This is a genomic window from Pseudoalteromonas nanhaiensis (assembly GCF_051235485.1).
GTDB lineage: Bacteria > Pseudomonadota > Gammaproteobacteria > Enterobacterales > Alteromonadaceae > Pseudoalteromonas > Pseudoalteromonas lipolytica_C.
This window is the reverse complement of the sequence record NZ_JBPNYQ010000018.1, coordinates 1-20,827: the sequence shown is the minus strand read 5'-3', so window position 1 is coordinate 20,827 and position 20,827 is coordinate 1. Positions and strand designations below refer to the sequence as shown.

The 20,827-nt window shown below is 41.1% G+C and carries 19 protein-coding genes; 16 read left to right on the top strand and 3 right to left on the bottom strand.

Going from position 1 to position 20,827, the window contains the following annotated elements; genetic code table 11:
* The first annotated feature begins 120 nt into the window (after nucleotides 1-120).
* The 4 genes from ACSFVZ_RS14835 (at nucleotide 121) to ACSFVZ_RS14820 (ending at nucleotide 6,145) form a co-directional block, all read left to right on the top strand.
* Nucleotides 121-1,188: an OmpA family protein gene (locus tag ACSFVZ_RS14835; RefSeq protein WP_135923247.1), complete on the top strand. Its 1,068-nt coding sequence runs from the start codon at nucleotides 121-123 to the stop codon at nucleotides 1,186-1,188.
* A gap of 282 nt (nucleotides 1,189-1,470) precedes the next feature.
* Nucleotides 1,471-4,068 (top strand): bifunctional aconitate hydratase 2/2-methylisocitrate dehydratase, encoded by a 2,598-nt coding sequence (gene acnB / locus ACSFVZ_RS14830; RefSeq protein ID WP_135923248.1) that lies wholly within the window; start codon nucleotides 1,471-1,473, stop codon nucleotides 4,066-4,068.
* Nucleotides 4,069-4,264: 196 nt separating this feature from the next.
* Complete coding sequence (locus ACSFVZ_RS14825; RefSeq protein WP_199527633.1) at nucleotides 4,265-4,897, top strand: 2OG-Fe dioxygenase family protein; 633 nt, start codon at nucleotides 4,265-4,267, stop codon at nucleotides 4,895-4,897.
* A 9-nt stretch (nucleotides 4,898-4,906) separates the two neighbouring features.
* Nucleotides 4,907-6,145, top strand: a complete 1,239-nt coding sequence (locus ACSFVZ_RS14820) for a cysteine desulfurase-like protein (RefSeq protein WP_435559149.1) — start codon at nucleotides 4,907-4,909, stop codon at nucleotides 6,143-6,145.
* An 82-nt stretch (nucleotides 6,146-6,227) separates the two neighbouring features.
* On the opposite strand, the gene ACSFVZ_RS14815 is transcribed toward ACSFVZ_RS14820, so the two are convergent.
* Nucleotides 6,228-6,932: a 2OG-Fe(II) oxygenase gene (locus ACSFVZ_RS14815; protein WP_235384238.1), complete on the bottom strand. Its 705-nt coding sequence runs from the start codon at nucleotides 6,930-6,932 to the stop codon at nucleotides 6,228-6,230.
* 36 nt (nucleotides 6,933-6,968) lie between these two features.
* Between ACSFVZ_RS14815 and ACSFVZ_RS14810 the strand changes: the two genes are divergently transcribed.
* The 9 genes from ACSFVZ_RS14810 to speD all read left to right on the top strand — a co-directional run bounded on the left by ACSFVZ_RS14810 (nucleotide 6,969) and on the right by speD (nucleotide 15,351).
* Entirely contained in the window at nucleotides 6,969-7,367 is a 399-nt protein-coding gene (locus ACSFVZ_RS14810) for an acyl-CoA thioesterase (protein ID WP_054552415.1), read from the top strand.
* An 82-nt stretch (nucleotides 7,368-7,449) separates the two neighbouring features.
* Nucleotides 7,450-8,028, top strand: a complete 579-nt coding sequence (locus ACSFVZ_RS14805; protein WP_138556676.1) for an anthranilate synthase component II — start codon at nucleotides 7,450-7,452, stop codon at nucleotides 8,026-8,028.
* Between the two features lie 48 nt (nucleotides 8,029-8,076).
* Nucleotides 8,077-9,237 carry an HDOD domain-containing protein gene (locus ACSFVZ_RS14800; protein ID WP_138556718.1) on the top strand — a complete coding sequence of 387 codons (1,161 nt, stop codon included), beginning with the start codon at nucleotides 8,077-8,079 and terminating at the stop codon, nucleotides 9,235-9,237.
* A 369-nt stretch (nucleotides 9,238-9,606) separates the two neighbouring features.
* Nucleotides 9,607-10,812: an aspartate aminotransferase family protein gene (locus ACSFVZ_RS14795; RefSeq protein WP_135923253.1), complete on the top strand. Its 1,206-nt coding sequence runs from the start codon at nucleotides 9,607-9,609 to the stop codon at nucleotides 10,810-10,812.
* Between the two features lie 82 nt (nucleotides 10,813-10,894).
* Nucleotides 10,895-11,911: an arginine N-succinyltransferase gene (gene astA, locus ACSFVZ_RS14790; protein WP_138556677.1), complete on the top strand. Its 1,017-nt coding sequence runs from the start codon at nucleotides 10,895-10,897 to the stop codon at nucleotides 11,909-11,911.
* An 18-nt stretch (nucleotides 11,912-11,929) separates the two neighbouring features.
* Entirely contained in the window at nucleotides 11,930-13,399 is a 1,470-nt protein-coding gene (gene astD / locus ACSFVZ_RS14785) for a succinylglutamate-semialdehyde dehydrogenase (protein WP_199527636.1), read from the top strand.
* A gap of 128 nt (nucleotides 13,400-13,527) precedes the next feature.
* Nucleotides 13,528-13,875: a DUF3802 family protein gene (locus ACSFVZ_RS14780; protein ID WP_135923256.1), complete on the top strand. Its 348-nt coding sequence runs from the start codon at nucleotides 13,528-13,530 to the stop codon at nucleotides 13,873-13,875.
* Between the two features lie 161 nt (nucleotides 13,876-14,036).
* Nucleotides 14,037-14,450 (top strand): OsmC family protein, encoded by a 414-nt coding sequence (locus ACSFVZ_RS14775; RefSeq protein WP_138556679.1) that lies wholly within the window; start codon nucleotides 14,037-14,039, stop codon nucleotides 14,448-14,450.
* A gap of 88 nt (nucleotides 14,451-14,538) precedes the next feature.
* Nucleotides 14,539-15,351 (top strand): adenosylmethionine decarboxylase, encoded by an 813-nt coding sequence (gene speD, locus ACSFVZ_RS14770; RefSeq protein ID WP_063701590.1) that lies wholly within the window; start codon nucleotides 14,539-14,541, stop codon nucleotides 15,349-15,351.
* A 98-nt stretch (nucleotides 15,352-15,449) separates the two neighbouring features.
* Here speD and ACSFVZ_RS14765 read toward each other — a convergent pair whose 3' ends face one another.
* Nucleotides 15,450-16,748, bottom strand: coding sequence for a M24 family metallopeptidase (locus ACSFVZ_RS14765; protein ID WP_435559164.1), 1,299 nt, complete (start codon nucleotides 16,746-16,748; stop codon nucleotides 15,450-15,452).
* A gap of 183 nt (nucleotides 16,749-16,931) precedes the next feature.
* On the opposite strand from ACSFVZ_RS14765, the gene ACSFVZ_RS14760 reads away from it, so the two are divergent.
* The 3 genes from ACSFVZ_RS14760 (at nucleotide 16,932) to ACSFVZ_RS14750 (ending at nucleotide 20,035) form a co-directional block, all read left to right on the top strand.
* A complete protein-coding gene (locus tag ACSFVZ_RS14760; protein WP_435559163.1) occupies nucleotides 16,932-18,401 on the top strand; it encodes an NAD(P)H-hydrate dehydratase in 1,470 nt (489 codons plus the stop codon).
* A 409-nt stretch (nucleotides 18,402-18,810) separates the two neighbouring features.
* A complete protein-coding gene (locus tag ACSFVZ_RS14755; RefSeq protein ID WP_435559148.1) occupies nucleotides 18,811-19,515 on the top strand; it encodes an HNH endonuclease in 705 nt (234 codons plus the stop codon).
* A 73-nt stretch (nucleotides 19,516-19,588) separates the two neighbouring features.
* Nucleotides 19,589-20,035, top strand: coding sequence for a hypothetical protein (locus tag ACSFVZ_RS14750; RefSeq protein ID WP_435559147.1), 447 nt, complete (start codon nucleotides 19,589-19,591; stop codon nucleotides 20,033-20,035).
* Between the two features lie 122 nt (nucleotides 20,036-20,157).
* Here the strand turns inward: ACSFVZ_RS14750 and ACSFVZ_RS14745 are convergent, their stop codons facing one another.
* Nucleotides 20,158-20,346: a helix-turn-helix transcriptional regulator gene (locus tag ACSFVZ_RS14745; RefSeq protein ID WP_435559146.1), complete on the bottom strand. Its 189-nt coding sequence runs from the start codon at nucleotides 20,344-20,346 to the stop codon at nucleotides 20,158-20,160.
* Nucleotides 20,347-20,827: the final 481 nt, after the last annotated feature.

Here is a 20,827-nt window from a genome sequence, read left to right as displayed (position 1 = left end):
AATTAAGAAAATTTATTATGTTGTTTGGGTTTATTAAGTTTGGATTAATTACTCATCAACTATCTTGACGGAATGTAGGCTACACGGCCTTAAGTTATCTTAAATGGAAGGGAATGAAACATGAAACTGAAACCACTTACAATTGCTTTAGCGCTTGCTGCAACAAGTGCCTCAACAATCGCAGCCGAGAAACAAGGTTTTTATATTGGTGCGTTTGGTGATTACTACGATAATTCATGGGAGAATATCCGTGATTATCCGCCAGGTGGCCTAGACGTAGACGACTCAACAGGGTGGGGTTTAGAGCTTGGTTATCGCTTTAGCGATTACTGGAGTGCCCGCTTAGAATACGCAGATATGGATTTCGATTGGAACGTGACCGACAACGATGGAACTACCATGAGTGGTTCTGAAAGCGGTAAGCGTTACGGTATCGATGGTTTGTATCACTTTGGCGGTGGCCCATTCTACGGTATTTTCGGTTTGAAAAACCTTGACGCTGTTGATGAAGATTTAATGTTTGCTAACGTGGGTGCCGGTTACCAGCACTACTTTACAGATAACTTTGCATTTAACGCAGAAACTTCTTTATACCAAGGTCTTGACCGTGGCTACACTGATGTTGGTGCTAAATTAGGTTTCAGCTATATCTTTGGTGATCAAAGCGAACCAGAGCCAGTTGAGCCAGCACCTGCAGTTGTACCTGTTCCGGTTGAGCCAGTTGATAGCGATGGCGACAGCATTCCTGATGCAGATGACCAATGCGCTAATACTCCTATGACAGATGCTGTAGATGCTTCTGGTTGTACATTATACGAAGACCGTGAAGTAACGAAGAGCTTACTAATCACATTCCCTAACAATACATCTAAAGTTTCACAACAATATTTAGATGATATTGACAGTGCAGCTGCATTCTTAAAAGAGCATCCAGGCACTGATGTTGTATTAGAAGGTCACACTTCATCTGTTGGTAAAGCAGACTACAATAAGTGGTTATCGAAAAAACGTGCTGATGCAGTCGCTAAGAAGCTTATTGAAGATGGTATTGATGCGATGCGCCTAACTACAGTTGGTTATGGTGAAGAGCGTCTTAAAAATCCAGCTAACACGCCGGAAGCACATGCAGAAAACCGTCGTGTAGAAGCAAAAGTTAAAGTTATTGAACGTGTTAAAGTAGAGCGTTAATAGTTAGACTTTGCATAGAGTTTAAAACCCAGCCTAGTGCTGGGTTTTTTGCTTTTAAAACACAGATAGGAATGATTCTTAATAAATATTCATCAGAATAGCTTTTTTTTTTAGTACTATTCATGTTATTTATACTGAATATAAAGTGCCTAAGCGCAGCATGGATTTTCATCTATACTTAAAAGCTTTATAATTAACCGTCAGAATACTATAAGTACTGGGTAAAATTGCTATTTAGATTAATAGAACCGAGTACTTTCACGTCACCAAGAGGGCAATATTGTGCTACAAGAATATCGTAAACACGTAGAAGAACGTGCCGCGTTAGGTATCGTACCAGCGCCACTAGATGCTCAGCAAACGGCTGATCTTATTGAACTAATCAAAAATCCACCGGCAGGTGAAGAAGAATTTATCGTAGACCTTCTTGTTAACCGCGTACCACCAGGTGTTGATGATGCTGCTTACATCAAAGCAGGTTTCTTAGCTGCAGTTGCAAAAGGCGAAGCGAGCTCACCACTTGTATCAAAAGAAAAAGCAGCTGAGCTACTTGGTACTATGTTAGGTGGTTACAACATCGCACCTATGATCGAACTTCTAGACGACGAAGCGTTAGCACCAATCGTTGTTAAAGGTTTATCAAACACATTATTAATGTTCGATGCTTTCTACGATGTAGAAGAAAAAGCGAAAGCAGGTAACGAATTTGCTAAGCAAGTAATCGAATCTTGGGCAAATGCAGAATGGTTTGTAAACAAGCCTGCAGTTGCTGAAAAAATCTCAGTTACCGTATTCAAAGTAACGGGCGAAACAAACACAGATGACCTTTCACCTGCTCCAGATGCATGGTCACGTCCTGATATCCCACTACACGCTTTAGCAATGCTGAAGAACGAACGTGATGGTATCAACCCTGACAAACCAGGTGAAGTTGGTCCAATTTCACAACTAGAAGAGCTTAAAACTAAAGGTTTACCTCTTGCATACGTTGGTGATGTAGTTGGTACGGGTTCTTCTCGTAAATCTGCAACTAACTCTGTACTTTGGTTCATGGGTGATGATATTCCTCACGTACCAAACAAACGCGTTGGTGGTGTATGTTTAGGTGGTAAAATCGCACCTATCTTCTTCAACACAATGGAAGACTCTGGTGCATTACCAATCGAACTACCTGTTGATGAGCTAAACATGGGTGACCAAATCGATATCTTCCCATACGAAGGTGTTGTTAAGCGTCACGGCACAGATGAAGTAATCTCTACTTTCTCTCTTAAATCAGACGTAATTCTTGATGAAGTGCGTGCTGGCGGTCGTATTCCACTGATCATCGGTCGTGGTTTAACTGATAAAGCACGTGCATCACTAGGTATGGAAGCTGAAGATATCTTCCGCAAACCTGCCCTTGTAACTGATTCTGGTAAAGGCTTCACATTAGCTCAGAAGATGGTTGGTAAAGCATGTAACATGCCTGGCGTACGTCCTGGTCAATACTGTGAGCCGAAAATGACAACGGTTGGCTCGCAAGATACAACAGGTCCTATGACGCGTGACGAACTTAAAGATCTAGCGTGTTTAGGTTTCTCTGCAGATTTAACAATGCAGTCTTTCTGTCATACATCAGCTTATCCTAAGCCAATCGACGTAAACACTCACCACACACTTCCTGATTTCATCATGAACCGTGGCGGTGTATCACTACGTCCAGGTGACGGTGTAATCCACTCATGGTTAAACCGTATGTTATTACCAGATACAGTAGGTACTGGTGGTGACTCGCATACTCGTTTCCCTCTAGGTATTTCATTCCCTGCGGGTTCTGGTGCAGTAGCATTCGCAGCAGCAACAGGTGTAATGCCACTTGATATGCCTGAGTCAATCTTAGTACGTTTTAAAGGCGAAATGCAGCCAGGTATCACATTACGTGACCTAGTACATGCTATCCCTTATTACGGTATCAAAGAAGGTCTTCTAACAGTTGAGAAGAAAGGTAAGATCAACGAATTCTCTGGTCGTGTACTAGAAATCGAAGGTGTTGAGCACCTAACTGTTGAGCAAGCTTTCGAACTTTCTGATGCATCAGCTGAGCGTTCAGCTGCAGGTTGTACAGTTAAACTTTCTAAAGAGTCTATCGCTGAATACCTAGAGTCAAACATTGTAATGCTTAAGTGGATGATCTCTGAAGGTTACGGTGATGTTCGTACTATTGAGCGTCGTATCACAGCAATGCAAGAGTGGTTAGCTAACCCTGAGCTGATGGAAGCTGATGCTGATGCAGAGTACAAACACGTACTTGAAATCGACCTAGCTGATATCAAAGAGCCAATCCTTTGTGCTCCAAATGACCCTGATGATGCACGTCTTCTTTCAGACGTAACAGGCGAGAAAATCGATGAAGTATTCATTGGTTCTTGTATGACTAACATCGGTCACTTCCGTGCTGCAGGTAAACTACTAGATGGTTTCAGTGGCCGTATCCCAACTCAACTTTGGGTTGCACCACCAACTAAAATGGATAAAGACCAACTTACTGACGAAGGTTACTACGGTATCTTTGGTCGTGTAGGTGCGCGTATCGAAACTCCAGGGTGTTCACTATGTATGGGTAACCAAGCACGAGTTGCTGATAAAGCAACAGTTGTGTCTACCTCTACGCGTAACTTCCCTAACCGTCTAGGTACTGGCGCAAACGTATTCTTAGCATCAGCAGAGCTTGCAGCAGTAGCGGCAATCTTAGGTAAACTACCTACACCTGCTGAGTACCAAGAGTATGCAGATAAGATCAATGCAACTGCAGCTGATACATATCGTTACCTGAACTTCCACCGTATGCCTCAATACACTAAAAAGGCAGACCAAGTAATCGTTCAGCAAGCCGTTTAATTCTAATTAAAATTAAATAGCTAAAAAGCCCGCATCCAGCGGGCTTTTTATTTTAGATAAAAATTCTAATTTACTTCTAAATTCGATCTTAAAGCTACATAAATCATCATTGCTGTTTACATAATAACGCAAAAATTTCCTACCAATTGCATTAAAATCCTCGCCAATATTCTCAACATATTAAGGCGAGATCGTTATGACAAAATTAAACAACCAGAATCTATTGCAACTTCGTTTTGTAAGCCAAGCTCATATTGACGCAGTAAAGCCTTCTTTTGCTAACCTACCTGCGAATCCGTACGCCGATGGTCAATTTCGTAAGCGTCGCTATTCAGTAATCAAAGTCGTTGATGGTGAATTAAAGCTACAACCAACTAAAGCATTTGTGCAGGATGACTCAATCAATACCTTCCAAGGTAATGTTGAGCGTACTTATGAAAATTTAGAAGATAGCTTATTAGCCACTGATGGCATGAAGCAAATCGTTAATCAGTTCCGCGATATGACGGGGATCAGCGATGATCGCGATATTGAAATTCATCAATTCAGAATGCTTGCGATTGACAGCGATACACCCGCTGCGCCTGAAGGTGTTCACCAAGATGGTTTTGATCACGTATGTGTATGTGGTGTATCACACGAAAACCTTGAAGGGGGTGAGCTACTTGTTTATGAACATCAGCAAGCAGAGCCTTGTTTCAAAATGGAAATTAAAGACGGCATGTTCGCGCTTATTAATGACCGTGAAGTATGGCACAACGCAACACCAATGAATAAATTAGACGCAAGCAAAGAAGGTTACCTTGATTGCTTCGTACTAACTGCGTAAGGGTATATCATGAACTTAACGCAATTACGTCGTCAATTTCCTGCACTTATGCAACAAGTTGCTGGTCAGTCACCGATTTTCCTTGATGGCCCGGGTGGCTCGCAAGTGCCACAGTCAGTTTTAAGTGCCATGACTGCTTATTTGGGTTACTACAACTCGAACTTAGGTGGTGCATTTTTCTCAAGTGATAAAACGGTTGAGTTAATGGCTAGCGCTCGCCAAGCAGCAGCCGATTTATTAAATGCCCCATCTAAAGAGCAAATCGTGTTTGGTGCAAACATGACAAGCTTAACGTTCAGCTTTAGTCGTGCCATCTCGCGTGATTGGACTGCTGGTGATGAGATTATTGTCACAAATGCTGATCACTACTCAAATGTTTCATCTTGGCAGCAAGCTGCTGAAGATAAGGGTGCAACAGTAAAAACGGCTGTTATCAATGAAGCTGATTGCAGCTTAGATATGGCACACTTTGAAAGCCTTTTATCAAGCAAAACAAAGCTTGTTGCAGTGACGTATGCATCAAACACTACTGGTTCAATTAATGACATTAAACGCATTGTTGAGCTTGCTCATGCAGTTGGTGCGCTAGTTTATGTTGATGCCGTTCATTACGCACCTCATGAGCTGGTAGACGTACAGGCACTTGATTGCGACTTTTTAGCGTGCTCTGCATACAAGTTCTTTGGCCCTCATCTTGGTATTGTATATGGCAAACGTGAGCACCTTGAAGGTTTCACACCATACAAAGTTGAGCCTGCAAAAGATGTTGCCCCAGGTCGCTGGGAAACAGGTACGCAAAGCTTTGAAGCGCTAGCTGGTCTCATTGCTGCTGTTGATTACATTGCTGCTATTAGTGAGCTTGATGACAGTCATTCACGCCGAGAAAAACTGGCGGCTGCCTTTGCTATCACTAAACAGCACGAAATGGCATTAAGTAAGCATTTCTTAACTCGTTTAGCAGATTACCCGAGCATTAAGCTGTTTGGTATTAATGATCTAGAGCGTGTTGCTAATCGCACACCGACTTTTGCTTTAACTTTTGAAGGCGTCGAGCCGCGTGTTGTTTCTGAATTTTTAGGGAAGCAACATATTTGTGTGTGGGATGGTAACTTCTACGCGCAAGGCTTATGTAAGCAACTCGGTGTATTAGAGACAGGCGGCGTAGTTCGCATTGGCTGTATGCATTACAACACAATCGAAGAGCTTGATAAGGTTTTTGATTTATTTGATCAATTACTAAAAAATTAAAGCTAAGTTTTTAGCTATAAGTTTGAAGCAGCCCGAAGGGGCTGCTATTTGATAGAGCTAACAGTCAGTTGGATTTTTACCGCTAGGATTGTGGTTGCCCATAGATTTGCTCTGCACGGTTAAATAGAACCCACGACGTTAAAATATACTTATCATTTGAAATGGGCTTATTACCTCGGTGCGTATGGGTAAAGTAACCCGGTGCTACGACCATCGAACCCTGCTTCGGTGATATTTTACGCTGTTGATAGTAAAACTCAGTTTCACCACCTTCTTCTACATCATTTAGATAGAACATAAATAACAGTACGCGATGCAAGGCTTCGTTATGACCGTTTTGTGGGTATACCTCGCTATGCCAATACGGGTAGCCTCCTTTATTGATATCGTATTTTTGTGCTTGAATAGGCCCGAGGCGGAAAATTTGCTGCACGAGTAATGGCAATTGTGGTTTGCCAACTTCTTCAAAATTATCTTGTGTAAGATCAACTGGCTGACCTGTTTTCGGATGATATACCTTTAAACCAAATGCACCTATCATCATGAAAATATGCTCTTCAAGGTATTTAAAGATGTGGCTGGCGGTTGTTTGCTGAATATGCTTAAGTTGCTCAACGTACTCTGGATGATTATTAAGATATAAATCGCGGCTGTCTTTTTTTGCTAAATCCACGCCGCCAGAGGTAATGCCTTGTTTTAAATGCGGGCTTTGTTCAAATACCGTGATAAAGTTGTCGCAAAATTCTTTGCTGAGGGCATTTTCGTATACGCGAATAAAGTCCGTCATGAGCTACCTTTAGTTTATATTTTTTATAGGGTTACTATGTTTACTGAGACTATCACACCTCGTTTTAGCGAAACTGATGTGCTAGGGCATATCAACAATACCGTACTCCCTGTATGGTTTGAAGCCGCCCGAGCGCCTATTTTCAGGTTTTTTACCCCCGATCTAAACCCCTATGAGTGGAAATTGATCATTGCTAAGGTTGAGGTAAGCTTTGTAGGAGAGTTGTTTTATGGCCACGATGTAACCGTTAAAACCAGTGTAGAGCACATCGGCTCTAGCTCATTTGTGCTTCGCCAAGAAGCATGGCAACAAGATAACTGCTGCGCCGTTGGTAAAACTGTACTCGTGCGTTACGACTTTGCAAACAAATGCTCGCAAAAACTTAATGAGCAGGAAAGGGCTGACCTTACAGCGCATTTAATCGCTGAGGAATAAACCATTTTTTGCCGACATTTCGCAGCACTTGGGTTAAAATGCGCCTTCATTATTTTGACTGAGTAATTTTGGGTTACACGCAATGCTGTTAATGATCGACAATTATGATTCGTTTACCTACAACTTAGTGCAGTATTTTCAGCGCTTAGATCAAGATGTATTGGTAAAACGTAATGACGAGATCAGCATTGCAGAGATCAAACAGCTCAATCCTGAACATATTGTTCTTTCACCCGGCCCATGTTCACCCAACGAAGCGGGTATTTCGTTACAGGTGGTCGAACAGCTAAAAGGTGAAGTGCCTATTCTTGGGATCTGCTTAGGGCATCAAACTATTGCTCAGGCGCTTGGGGCTGAAGTAGTCAGAGCAAAACGAGTTATGCATGGCAAAACTTCATTGGTTAAACATAACAACCAAGGGGTGTTTAAGGGGTTAGCAAACCCACTTACCGTTTGCCGATATCATTCATTAGTGGTTGATAAGCAGCATTTACCTAATGACCTTACAATCACTGCTTGGACTGAGCAAAATTCTGATTTCGAAGAAATAATGGGTTTAATGCATGCTAATTTAGCGCTTGAAGGGGTGCAGTTTCATCCTGAAGCAATTTTGACTCAGCAGGGACTTGAATTACTTGCTAACTTTTTAACTCGCTTCTAATCTTAGGCTAATGAATTAACAAATATGACTGACAATACCCCTGTGCAAATTACTGAAGAAAAACGACAACAAAGGACTTCGATGGTGCTCAATGAACGCGCCCACGATCTATTGCTTGGTCATAGTTTTGCACAGCGCCAAATTGGTTATATTCACACCTTAGAGATTGACTACGGTGAGTCGATGGAGCAACGCACTTTATTAGAGGTGGAAGTTGCAGCCGAAAAGAAGCGACAAAAAAGCAGTACAGCACATCATAAGTACCGTGCTCAGGCGAGTAAGCAGTTACATCAAGTCATAGAAGCAGCTATGAACAAGCAGCTAGAAGACGTTGACTCGGTTGTGCATGAAACAATTGGTATTCAAGATAGTGTTCCAGCGATTTTAGAAATATTAGCAGTACGCTCCGCATCGGTTGGTCGCCTTGAACCTTTAGTTAAAGATTTAAGTTGGTTAGGCCGTGAGTTGGTTGCCTTTGTTAATTTGCCTTTCTATCGTAAGCAGCGTAACAAGCATACCTCGGTTCAAGTTGATAACCCATTATTAGCGCTGCGTTATATTGGTTTAGATAATTTAAAGTTTGTTGTGCCTACATTTGCGGTTCGCCATTGGATGCCTCACAGTACAGAACCATTTCCATTATTAAAGCGTCGTTTGCGCGATAATTCGATGGCGTGTGCCATTGCGGCTCAAGAGCTTGCTAAATTAAATGGTGTAAACGAGGTGCACGCGTTTACCTTAGGTATGTTATTGGATGTTGGCAAAATTGCTTTAGTGCGTTTGTATTTACGCACCTTTGAGCGAGTTTGGCAGCGACAAGTTGCAAAAGCGCGTGAAGAACAAAAGAAAGACTTACACACGGCACTTTTAGAGCTTAAGCCAGATCCCTTGTTTTTAAGCTCATTATTGAGAACTCTGTCAATGAAAGTGACCGCTACTGTTATTGAGCAAATGTCATTTAAGTATTTACCCTTTAATGCGGTGATGCAGCAATTAACAACGCCACTAGCTAAAAACGATGAGTACCTACCACTTACAGAAGTGATATTGAAAGCGCGTTGTTATGCTCAATACTTAAGTTTAAATGAGCACCAATTAGTTGAACAAGACGAAACTGAGCATTGGTTTGCACACTTTAACTTCACTCAAGAAGAGCTCGATCAGCTTGCAAAATGCAATTTTGATCGCTTCCATATCCAAATTAATTAAAAAAAATGTTAATTTTTTTGCGACTATTCATTCATTGTTTATCAATCCACACTGACAATTTTTCTGTAAGCATGTTCTGCGGTGCTTACTAGCAGCACGCCTTTTTATCGTATTTAGTCTAAAAAACAACCTTCAAATAGTTATTCACTATCCATGAAAAAATATCTCGAGCCCTTTATTTTCAAGGGCTACATGAAAGTTTTCTAAGAGACAGAACGAAAATTTTCTGAAATAATGAACGAATGAAAATTGAACCAAAGAGTAATTTTGGTGAATTTACGCTAAGCTCAATCGGCTAATTAAAATGGCTTAGTTTAGCTTTAAGATGCCACCTTACTCTTCGTGTGCTTACAATTAAGAGGATATAAAATGACAGTCAATCGTGAATTATTTGATCAAGTAATGGTTCCTAACTATGCACCATCAAGTGTTATTCCTGTTCGAGGCGAAGGCTCTCGTGTATGGGACCAAGAAGGTCGCGAATTTATCGATTTTGCTGGTGGTATCGCAGTTAACTGTCTAGGTCACTGCCATCCAGCTCTTGTAAGTGCATTAAAAGAGCAAGGCGAGAAAATTTGGCACTTATCAAATGTGATGACTAATGAGCCTGCACTTCGTCTAGCTAAAAAGCTAACTGATGCAACATTTGCAGAGAAAGTATATTTTGCTAACTCAGGCGCAGAAGCAAATGAAGCGGCACTAAAATTAGCGCGTCGTTTTGCTCTTGATAACTATGGCGAGCAAAAGTCGCAAATTATCTCATTCAATAAAGGTTTCCACGGTCGTACATTCTTCACTGTAACGGTAGGTGGCCAAGCTGCATACTCTGATGGTTTTGGTCCTAAACCTGGCGATATCGTGCACTGTGACTATAACGACTTAGCAGCATTCGAAGCGCTTATCTCTGATAATACGTGTGCGGTAATGATGGAGCCTCTGCAAGGTGAAGGCGGTATCATTTCACCAACCAAAGAATTTGTAGAAGGTGTACGTGAGCTGTGTACTAAACACAATGCACTTTTAATTTTTGATGAAGTACAAACAGGTGTTGGTCGTACTGGTGAGCTTTATGCTTATCAAGGTCTAAACGTAACTCCAGATATCTTAACTACAGCCAAAGCGTTAGGTGGTGGTTTCCCAATCGGTGCGATGATCACCACAACTGATATTGCTAAGCACTTAAAAGTAGGTACTCATGGTTCTACTTATGGTGGTAACCCACTTGCATGTGCAGTAGCAGAAGCGGCATTCGATACAGTAAATACACCAGAAGTATTAAATGGTGTTAAAGAAAAGTCGGCATTATTCCGTGAGTTACTAACGGCGATTAACGAAAAGCACAATGTATTCACTGAAATCCGTGGTGAAGGCCTATTAATTGGTGCTGTAGTAACAGAGCAATTTAAAGGTCGTGCAAAAGAGTTCTTAGTTGCAGCAACAGAAGAAGGCGTGATGTCTTTAGTTGCAGGTGTTGATGTTGTTCGTTTCACTCCGTCACTTGTAATTCCAGAAGCTGATATCCGCGAAGGTATGGCTCGTTTTGAAAAAGCGGTTGCTAAAGTCGCTAATAGTTAATTTCTTAACTGCCAACTCAGGGCAAGCATAGCTTGCCCACATTTCTTAATTTACCGTTATTTATAAGGGAGCAAGCGGACTTATGATGATCCTTCGCCCAATTCAGCAAAGTGATTACGCTTCATTAGTAAAGATTGCCGTAGAGTCAGGACATGGCTTCACATCTTTGCCAAATAATGAACAATTGCTACAAAAGAAAATAGATCATTCTGTCAGCTCATTTGCAAAAGCTGCCCAACAACCAGGTGATGAAGGTTACTTGTTTGTTCTTGAGGATAGCGAGACTGGTGAAGTTGTTGGTACTTCTGGTATCGAAGCAGCTGTTGGTTTAGATGATGCTTTTTATCACTACCACTTAAGTAAAGTGATTCACTCTTCACGGACCCTTGATGTATACAAAGCTGTTGATATTCTTACCTTGTGTAATGATTACACAGGGGCAACAGAGCTATGCACGTTATTCCTAAAAGATGGCTACCGTAAAAATAATAATGGTAAATTACTCTCAAAAGCGCGTTTTATGTTTATAAACCAGCATAGAGAACGCTTTGCAGAAACTGTGATTGCTGAGATGCGTGGTGTATCAGACGAAAACGGTGAAAGCCCATTCTGGCAATGGTTAGAAGAGCACTTTTTTTCAATGGACTTTCCTACTGCCGACTACCTCACCGGAATTGGTCAAAAGGTGTTCATTGCTGAGTTAATGCCTAAGTACCCAATTTACGTCAACTTATTGAGCAAAGATGCGCAAGCTGTAATCGGTCAAGTGCACGCTAACACGCGTCCTGCTATTGAACTTTTAAAAAACGAAGGTTTCACCTTTAACGGTTACGTAGATATCTTTGACGCAGGCCCAACGGTTGAAGCAAAGATCGAAAATATAGCTACAATTCGTAATGCCAAAACATTCAAAGTTGAAATTGGTGAAAGCCAAGGCGACACCACGGTATTGTTAGCAAACGATAAAATTGCTGATTTTAGAGCAACCGTGACTCAAGTTAGCCTATCATGCGATGCCGATAGCATCACAATCTCAAGTGAATTAGCAAAAGCACTTCACCTAGAAGCGGGTGATTCAGTATCACTAGCAGAACTATAGAATTCAGGAGACATATTAATGACTCATGCAGCGCAATTTATTAATGGTCAATGGCAAGCAGGCCTTGGTCATACTTTTCAGTCTGTTAACCCTGCAAACAACGACGTAATTTGGCAAGCAAACAGTGCAACAGCTGAGCAAGTAGACAGTGCCGTGTCTGCTGCACGTGAAGCATTTTACAGCTGGGCTGACAAATCATTTGCTGAGCGTTTAGCGATTGTAAAAACATTTGCTGAAACGCTAAAAGAGCACAGTGAAGAACTCGCTGTTGCGATTGCACAAGAAACCGGTAAACCACTTTGGGAAACGCGCACTGAAGCAGGTGCTATGGTGGGTAAAATTGCTATCTCTGAAAAAGCATTTTTAGAGCGTACTGGTGATGTTGAAAACCCAATGCCGCAAGGCCGTGCGATGATCCGTCATAAACCTCATGGTGTTGTCGCAGTATTTGGGCCATACAACTTCCCTGGCCACTTACCAAATGGTCATATTGTGCCTGCATTATTAGCAGGTAATACCGTGGTATTTAAACCGTCAGAATTAACGCCTGCTGTTGCTGAGTTAACGTTAAAGTTATGGGAAAAAGCCGGTCTTCCTGCAGGTGTTATCAATCTTGTACAAGGTGAAGTTGAAACTGGTAAAGCGCTTGCGTCTCATAAAGGTATTGATGGCTTATTCTTTACGGGCTCTTCTCGTACTGGTCATATTTTACATGAGCAGTTTGCCGGTCAGCCGGGTAAAATCCTAGCGTTAGAGATGGGGGGGAATAACCCGCTTATCGTCACTGATGTTGCTGATACTAAAGCGGCTATCCACGATATTATCCAATCAGCGTTTATCTCAACCGGTCAACGCTGTACCTGTGCGCGTAAACTGTTTTTACCAAAAGGCGAGCAGGGTGATGCTATCTTAGCCGGTCTTATTAAAGCGACTAAAGCGATTAAAGTAGGTGACTACGACGCAGAAGATCAGCCTTTCATGGGTTCAATGATTTCTGCGGCAGCAGCAGCTGGAATGGTTGCAGCGCAAAAGCAACTTGTTGAGCTTGGTGCTGAAGTGTTAGTTGAACTTACTCACAAAGAAAATACCGGCTTTGTAACACCGGGTATTTTAGAGTGTACCGATGTGGCTAACTTCCCAGATGAAGAGCACTTTGGACCACTGCTTAAAGTGTTCCGCTTTACTGACTTTGATGCCGCTATTGATAAAGCGAATGACACAAGCTTTGGCTTATCAGCCGGTTTATTAAGTGACAGCGCAGCAGATTACGATCACTTCTTACGTCGTATTCGTGCAGGTATCGTAAACTGGAACCGTCCAATCACAGGTGCATCAAGTGCAGCACCATTTGGTGGTATTGGTGCATCGGGTAACCACCGAGCAAGTGCTTACTATGCAGCTGATTATTGTGCATACCCAGTTGCTTCGGTTGAGCTTGAAAAAGTAGCGATGCCAGCGACATTGAGCCCAGGCTTAAAAATCGATTAATAACCGTAAATTATTATAAAAAGCAGCTTAGGCTGCTTTTTTTGTATGAGATGTCTAGCAAAGGTAGCAATTAAAAGCGCTTTCTGCTTAAATCTAAAGAGATAGTTTTTTATTAGGTGTGCAGTCGTATGGTTTTAGATAGGCAAGGGTACGATGATCTTGTCATGTATCTCACTCAAAATTTAGCGCTTTTTGAGAAGCCAGGTCAAATTAAACCAGGAGCTCCAACAGTGTTAGAGCTGATTGAAGACGTGATAGCAGAAAACGTCATGTTACTTTGCGAACAACACACTGAGCTTAATACTGAGCAACGCAGCCAAATTGTCCGCGAAGTAGATGGCATTGTGTATGACTTACAAGAAGTGTTAAGTAGCGTTACAAATCACACTGTAACCGTTGAGCAGCATGCTTTTATTGATGAGTTTGCTGGACTGGTAAAAAACTTATTTGATAACGCCGTGGCTGAAAGTGCTTAACGGCCAGTGTTAGCGCTCTTTTTAAGTTCGCAATCAGCGTGCTTGCGCTTGCAGCTGCAAATCCTCAATTAACTGCTTTACTCCTTGGCCTACCGCTTATCTCTTGCATCTGAGTGTGACTTGCTTACAATCAAGCAAAACAACTTGAAGAGACAAAATAAATGCAAGCGAATGTAAAATGGGTAGAGGGTGATACCTTCATTGGCCTTTCAAACTCAGGCCACAATGTCGTTTTTGATGCTGGTAGCGATAGCGCAGCACCAAGCCCAATGGAAATGGTATTAATGTCGGCAGGTTGCTGCTCATCGGTTGATGTAGTAAGCATTCTAAAAAAAGCAAAGCAATCATTCTCTGATGTGCAAGTGAAGCTAACAGCTGAACGTGCTGAGTCTGCACCTCGCGTGTTTACCAAGATTAACCTACACTTTGTGGTTACCGGTGATAATGTCTCTGAAAAACACCTTGCGAGAGCTGTGCAATTGTCTGCAGAAAAGTATTGCTCTGTAGCCTTAATGCTTGATAAATCAGTAGAAATTACGCATAGCCACGAAGTTGTTCTAGAACAGGTAAAATAACGCTTTTTCCGAGCGGGAAATTCGTATAAAATCCGCGAACTTTTATTTCTGCTGGTGCAGGTTTCACTCGTTTAAAGGTTGGTTTAGCATGAATAAACCCTTCGATAAAATTAAGCTTCATGGCTTTAATAACTTAACTAAGAGCTTAAGCTTTAGTATTTACGATATTTGTTACGCAAAGACTGAACAACAGCGTAAAGAATATATTGAATATATCGACGAACAGTATAGTGCTGATCGCCTTACCGATATTTTAGGTGAAGTTGTGGATATTATTGGTGCAAACATCTTGAATGTTTCTCGCCAAGATTACGATCCGCAAGGTGCCAGTGTGACAATTCTGATCTCAGAAGAGCCAATTGAGCAGCAAACTACCTATGACGTTGATGAAGCGCCGGGTCCTTTGCCTGAAACTGTTGTTGCGCACTTAGACAAGAGCCACATCTGTGTTCACACATACCCAGAAGCACATCCTGATGATGGTATTTGTACGTTCCGTGCTGATATTGAAGTATCAACGTGTGGCATCATCTCGCCATTAAAAGCGTTAAACTTCTTAATTCACAGCCTTGAGTCTGATGTTGTAACAATTGACTACCGCGTACGTGGTTTTACGCGTGATGTGGATGGTGTTAAGCACTATATCGACCACGCAATTAACTCAATTCAGAACTACATGACTGAAGATACAAAAGAAGCGTACCAAATGATGGACGTGAACGTGTATCAAGAGAACTTGTTCCACACCAAGATGATGCTAAAAGAAACTGACTTGAATACTTATTTATTCGGTGTTTCTACAGCAGATCTTTCAGAAGACGAAGAAGAAGAAATTCGTTCTAAGTTAACTCGTGAGATGCAAGAAATCTTCTACGGTCGTAACTTACCAGACACAGAGTAAGTAGCCACAAGCTTAAAAAAAACGGCGTGTAATGTATGTTACACGCCGTTTTTTATTTCAGGCTTTGTGTTGTGGCAGTTGTAACTGCGAACCCTCAGTTACTTAATAAGTAGCAACTCTGTTTGTCTGCCATCAAGATACCAAACTCCAGAGCTATCAAAAAAAGCATCTTCTTCGAGCATAATACGGATCTCTTTGTTCCAAGGCTCTATAAATACAGCATTATTTAACTCAATCGAATACGCCGTATTTAAGTGAAGCGGGTAGTCACCGTCGCCAGCAACACCTTGTTGTGAATCCCACATGCCCAATGTTGTACCTGCTGCGTGGCCATGATAACCAATTGGGTGCGTGTAGATTGTTGGCTTTAATCCTTTAGCAATTGCCTCGGCGCGTGATTCTTTCAGTACTTCGTTACCGGTTTTCCCGATTGCAAAATGTGAAGTAAAAATATCTTGCAATTGATTACCGCGTTTTAATGCGTTTGTTAAATACTCGGGTGCTTGTGTTTCATTTTCATTTAACACATAAGCATGTTGTTGAGTGTCAGTATTTAAACGCAAATAGGTAATACCAAAATCAACATGCAGCAGATCGCCTGCTTGAATGATTTGCTCATCACCTTTACTAAAACTGGTCTCATGGTCAAAAGTTGTTTTATCGGCACGTTGTATACTGACGCTTGGGTGAAACCATGTTTGCAGTTTTAATTCCCTTACCCGCTCTCTAAACCACCAAGTTAAATCTGTGGTTGTAGTTTTACCGACAGTGATGACTTTACTTGAAAACCCCTCAGCAATAATTTGATGTGCAATGGCGACCGCTTTTTTATACATTGCTATTTCTTCAGGTATGCGTTGTTCTAGCCAAGCTACCGCGAGGGGCTCTGCAGAAATCAGTTTATTAAGGTATTTATTTGGGAGAGCACTTTTAAGTGCATTAAAATCGCTAACAACGAGTCCATCTGCGTGAGCCCAGATTTTTGATGTGTTAAGTGCGATATTTTTGGGTTGATATTGCTCAATCAGTTCAACTAAGGCTAACCATTGATCTGGCTGCTGTTGTTTGTCCCATGCTTTTTTAAATACAGTGCCTATGCTGTAGGGCGCAATTGCGAGTGCGTCAACTTCGCCTTGTTTATTGAGTGCAAAAACAAGTATGGTTGTTCGCCTTGCAGAAAGCCAAGTTGCCGGTAGAAAGGTTTTTAAAATAGGATCTTCATTGTATTCGCGGCTAATCATAAGCCACATATCAATATTATGTTGCTTCATAAGCGAGGGCAAAAGCGTTTTAACCCTAAGCTCTGTGACTTTATCTATAAAAGCAGCGCGCTCCTTCATTGGTAGAACCGATAATTCACTCGCCTTAATGGGCAATGCCCACAAGCTACATAGTATTAGCGCTAGCAGGATGTTTGTTTTATTTAGCACGTTGTTGTTTCCTTTATTATTTTTATAAACTGCTTAAAAACATAGCAACACTCTATACAATAAACGAGTAATTTAAGGTGAATTACAGGTTTCTATGCGTAAACTCGCTTGCTAAAGTAAAGGTGTAGATTGGGAATAAAGTTAAGGATAATAATGAATCAGCAGGTATTTTTAGCAAAACAGGTTCGTGAAAATGAAGGCCCAGCAGCTAAACGGTGTGGTGTAACACTTTATGAGCTAATGGAACGGGCCGGACAAGCGACTTATCAGCATCTACTTAACTACTTTCCTGATACTAAAAAGTTTGTTGTATTAACTGGCGTTGGTAATAACGCTGGTGATGGCTATGTTGTGGCACGCTTAGCTAAACATGCTGGGATGCAGGTGACGGTTATAGCAGCAAAACCTGAGCAACCCCTTAAAGGGGATGCGCTCACCGCTCAGCAAGCTTGGTTAGAATTAGGTGGGACAATTACTGCAGATCTAAGCTCCATTAAAACAGCTGACATCATCATTGATGGCTTGCTCGGCACGGGTATTCAAAGCGAGGTGCGAGAGCCATTCGCACAATTAATTAAAGCAGCCAACGAAAGCCAAGTGCCAGTTGTTGCTATTGACCTCCCCTCAGGCATTAATGCAGACACAGGTGTAGTACAGGGAGTTGCAATAAAAGCAGCGCTCACCGTCACCTTTGTGGGTATTAAACAAGGTTTAGTAACTGGGCAAGGACGAGCACATACAGGAGAGCTTGAGTTTGCAGACTTAGCTATTCAAGATGCCTTTTTACAATTGACGACACCTACTGCAGAGCTAATCAATTATAAGGCCCTGTCGAGGCTTCCCAAGCGCGATAACAACAGCCATAAAACCAGTCATGGTAAATTGCTGTGCATTGGTGGTAATGCTGGCACCGCAGGCGCAATTCGTTTAACTGCAGAAGCCGCTCTTCGCACAGGTGCGGGCATGGTTAAAGTGTATACCCATAGCAGTTCTATTCTGCCAGTGAGCATTGGGCGGCCTGAGATTATGGTTACCGATACACATTTAATTAGTGCGCTAGAATGGGCGAGTTGTATTGCTATTGGTCCTGGGCTTGGACAGGACGCGTGGTCCGAAACAACCTTTGAAACGGTCATGCAGTATTGCTTTACTAATAATAAGCCATTGGTTATTGATGCTGATGCACTTAATTTAATAGCTCAGCATGCTTCTTCATTTCCATTAGCCAATACGGTTATAACACCGCACCCCGGTGAGGCTGCAAGACTGCTTAATTGTCACGCTAACGATATTGAAGAAAATCGCTTTCATGCGGTAAAGCAGCTTGCACGCAGCTATACCACTACTTGTGTACTCAAAGGTGCTGGCAGTTTAATTGCAGACAAGAATCAAACATGGGTGTGTACAGATGGAAATCCTGCACTTGCCGTTGGCGGCAGTGGTGATGTTTTAACAGGTATCATCGCGGCACTTATCGCACAGGGGCTAACTACCCAGCAAGCAGCCTGCCTAGGGGTCTGCTTACATGCGAAAGCGGGTGATATCGCCGCTGAGCGCGATGGTGAGCGTGGTATGTTGCCAAGTGACTTGTTTGCGATAGTGAGGGAGTTGGTTAACTGAGTGGTCAGTTTCTGATAGCTTAAATTGATAGCTAAAAGAAAACCCAGCCGAAGCTGGGTTTTTTAAGCAAGATTTTTGGGGGGTGATTACATCATGCCGCCCACCTGCAGGCTTTCAAAGGCTTTGAAAAGGGTTCTTCTAATTTATACCCCAAAAAATCCCCCTAACTCAATGAAGAGAGGGATACTAATACGTTTCTAATCAAATCAGTTTTTCAATGGAAAGTAAATAGAGAAGATAAATGATGAAATAGTTTTTGTAAGTCATAAATCATTAGTCGTTTATTTAAAAGCTGTATTGAAGTGCCAGATAATTAGCTTCAGTATTGGAAGGTAACAAAAAGGAGTCATTCAATTTTAAATCAAAATCAACAAGTTGAATACTAATTCATAAAAGGAAATCATACAAGATGAGTTATAAGAAGCTTAATAGTGCTGAGGCTATTTTAGAGGCAATTCAAGAGTACAAGGCTCTCGGGCGTGAAAAATATTTTATAAAGTACCATTGTAAGCCTTCGACAAATAAAAATTTTACTTATTTTTTATGTCACGAAGGATTGCTGTACGAGTGTAAACCTATTTTTCTGGGGGCATATTATAATCAGTTCGGTTATCATCTAGCGAGTACGGGCACAAAAGGAATAAAAAAGACTTTAAAGCCTATTTTAGAAGGGCTGGGGTTTTCTATTTGCTCAGAAGGTGATTGTGAGTTACCAATTGACATTGATGAGGAGGCTGCGAAGCAGCCAAAAAGATCTTCAACACACGTTAACAGAATAATTCGAAATTCACAGATCGCTGAAGGGCTAAAGCAGTTATATAACTATAAATGTCAGATATGTAATGAAGTATTAGAAGTACCAAGTGGTTTATATGCTGAAGGAGCACATATTAAACCTTTGGGGTCACCTCACAACGGTCCAGATACGACAGAGAACCTACTCTGCCTTTGTCCAAATCATCATTTACTTTTTGATAAGAAAGCTATTGTCATTCAAGATGACTTTATACTAGACTTCAAAGTAAAGCGTGATGGGCACAATACAAAATTAACAGTTCATCCCTTGCATAAAATAGATAAAGCTTTAATCAAGTATCATAGAGAAGTAGTTTAATAAAAATTCAAATCCTATTGGTTTATGAGATTACGCTTTCCGATTTTATCAGTCTTCACTCTATGGTTTTTAAATGATAGATAATAATACTATTAAAACGAATTATCATGACTTTTTGTTTATTGTCACGAGTGGAGCTTTATCTTTTAAATCTAATCATTTAGATGAAATTAAGCTAATTAGAGAGGGCATTAAAGCTGAAGGTGTACTTGAACTTGCAAAGTCATTGAACTGGAGTATTGACTACACAGCAAAAGCTTTAGGTACAACAAGTAGAACTTTGATATTTTTTAAAAATAAGCCGTTAAATCAAAAGTTAAGCGAGAATGCAATCGAAATTGCGAGGTTGAGTAGTTTTGGTATTGAATATTTTAATAGCATGGAGGCATGGGGTGAATGGTTAAACAGGCCAAGCTTTCACTTTAATGCCTTGCCTCCTTATTGTTTTTTACAAAGTATCCGAGGGCGTTATTTAATAAAATGTATCATCCAAAAGCTACGCTTTGGGTTTACTGCATAATCTGTAAAGTGGATTTTTAATTTTTTATATGTATTGTATTTAATAAGTGAATAACTCACTCATTTTGCACTGATTACAGTGCAAAATATGGAGTATTTCTAGCAGGCATTAATTTATACTTCTTAAGTACGTTCTTTTCTAGATATGAGCCAATTGTCTATATCTTTTGCAAAAAAGCCAATTGACCGTGTTCCAAGCGAAATAGCTTTTGGGAACTCAGGATTTGCTCGTAATCGAAATAATGTGCTTTTACTTATGTTTAGTTGTTTTACGAGTTGTTGGGGGCGGATAATTTCATTTTCTAATTTCATTGTATAATTCCTAAAGCATTTTAATAGTCTAATGGAGCTTACAATATTTTAAATGAGCTTATAGTAGAATGTTTGAGGAATGAGGTGTAGTTCACATTAATAAAAATCTACCTTTCTCATTTATAGTGATTCGATGAACCTACCTTTATTATCGGAGCACATTGCTCCGATGGTTCCAGTTTTAGTATTGCTTCAACATTATCTGAGATCTGTTTAATCTGAATATTTGGCTTAATTGATGTTTTAACTAATTCATCAAAAGTATCGGAGCACATTGCTCCGGTCATCAGTGATAATGCGGTTCAGCATTATCTGAGATCGGTTTAATCTGAATATCTGGTTTGCTTGATGTTTCAGTAAATCCATCAAAAGTATCGGAGCACATTGCTCCGGTCGGTCAGTGATAATGTGGTTCAGCATTATCTGAGATCGGTTTAACCTGAATATCTGGCTTGCTTGATGTTTTACTAATTCATCAAAA

Excerpts from the sequence above, each read along its gene's own strand:
- ACSFVZ_RS14750 (WP_435559147.1), top strand. The coding sequence starts at position 19,589 with ATGATAGATAATAATACTATTAAAACGAATTATCATGACTTTTTGTTT.
- ACSFVZ_RS14815 (WP_235384238.1), bottom strand. The coding sequence starts at position 6,932 with ATGACGGACTTTATTCGCGTATACGAAAATGCCCTCAGCAAAGAATTT.
- astA (WP_138556677.1), top strand. The coding sequence starts at position 10,895 with ATGATGATCCTTCGCCCAATTCAGCAAAGTGATTACGCTTCATTAGTA.
- ACSFVZ_RS14775 (WP_138556679.1), top strand. The coding sequence starts at position 14,037 with ATGCAAGCGAATGTAAAATGGGTAGAGGGTGATACCTTCATTGGCCTT.
- ACSFVZ_RS14755 (WP_435559148.1), top strand. The coding sequence starts at position 18,811 with ATGAGTTATAAGAAGCTTAATAGTGCTGAGGCTATTTTAGAGGCAATT.
- ACSFVZ_RS14805 (WP_138556676.1), top strand. The coding sequence starts at position 7,450 with ATGCTGTTAATGATCGACAATTATGATTCGTTTACCTACAACTTAGTG.
- ACSFVZ_RS14825 (WP_199527633.1), top strand. The coding sequence starts at position 4,265 with ATGACAAAATTAAACAACCAGAATCTATTGCAACTTCGTTTTGTAAGC.
- ACSFVZ_RS14745 (WP_435559146.1), bottom strand. The coding sequence starts at position 20,346 with ATGAAATTAGAAAATGAAATTATCCGCCCCCAACAACTCGTAAAACAA.
- ACSFVZ_RS14810 (WP_054552415.1), top strand. The coding sequence starts at position 6,969 with ATGTTTACTGAGACTATCACACCTCGTTTTAGCGAAACTGATGTGCTA.
- ACSFVZ_RS14780 (WP_135923256.1), top strand. The coding sequence starts at position 13,528 with ATGGTTTTAGATAGGCAAGGGTACGATGATCTTGTCATGTATCTCACT.
- ACSFVZ_RS14835 (WP_135923247.1), top strand. The coding sequence starts at position 121 with ATGAAACTGAAACCACTTACAATTGCTTTAGCGCTTGCTGCAACAAGT.
- ACSFVZ_RS14820 (WP_435559149.1), top strand. The coding sequence starts at position 4,907 with ATGAACTTAACGCAATTACGTCGTCAATTTCCTGCACTTATGCAACAA.
- ACSFVZ_RS14795 (WP_135923253.1), top strand. The coding sequence starts at position 9,607 with ATGACAGTCAATCGTGAATTATTTGATCAAGTAATGGTTCCTAACTAT.
- astD (WP_199527636.1), top strand. The coding sequence starts at position 11,930 with ATGACTCATGCAGCGCAATTTATTAATGGTCAATGGCAAGCAGGCCTT.
- speD (WP_063701590.1), top strand. The coding sequence starts at position 14,539 with ATGAATAAACCCTTCGATAAAATTAAGCTTCATGGCTTTAATAACTTA.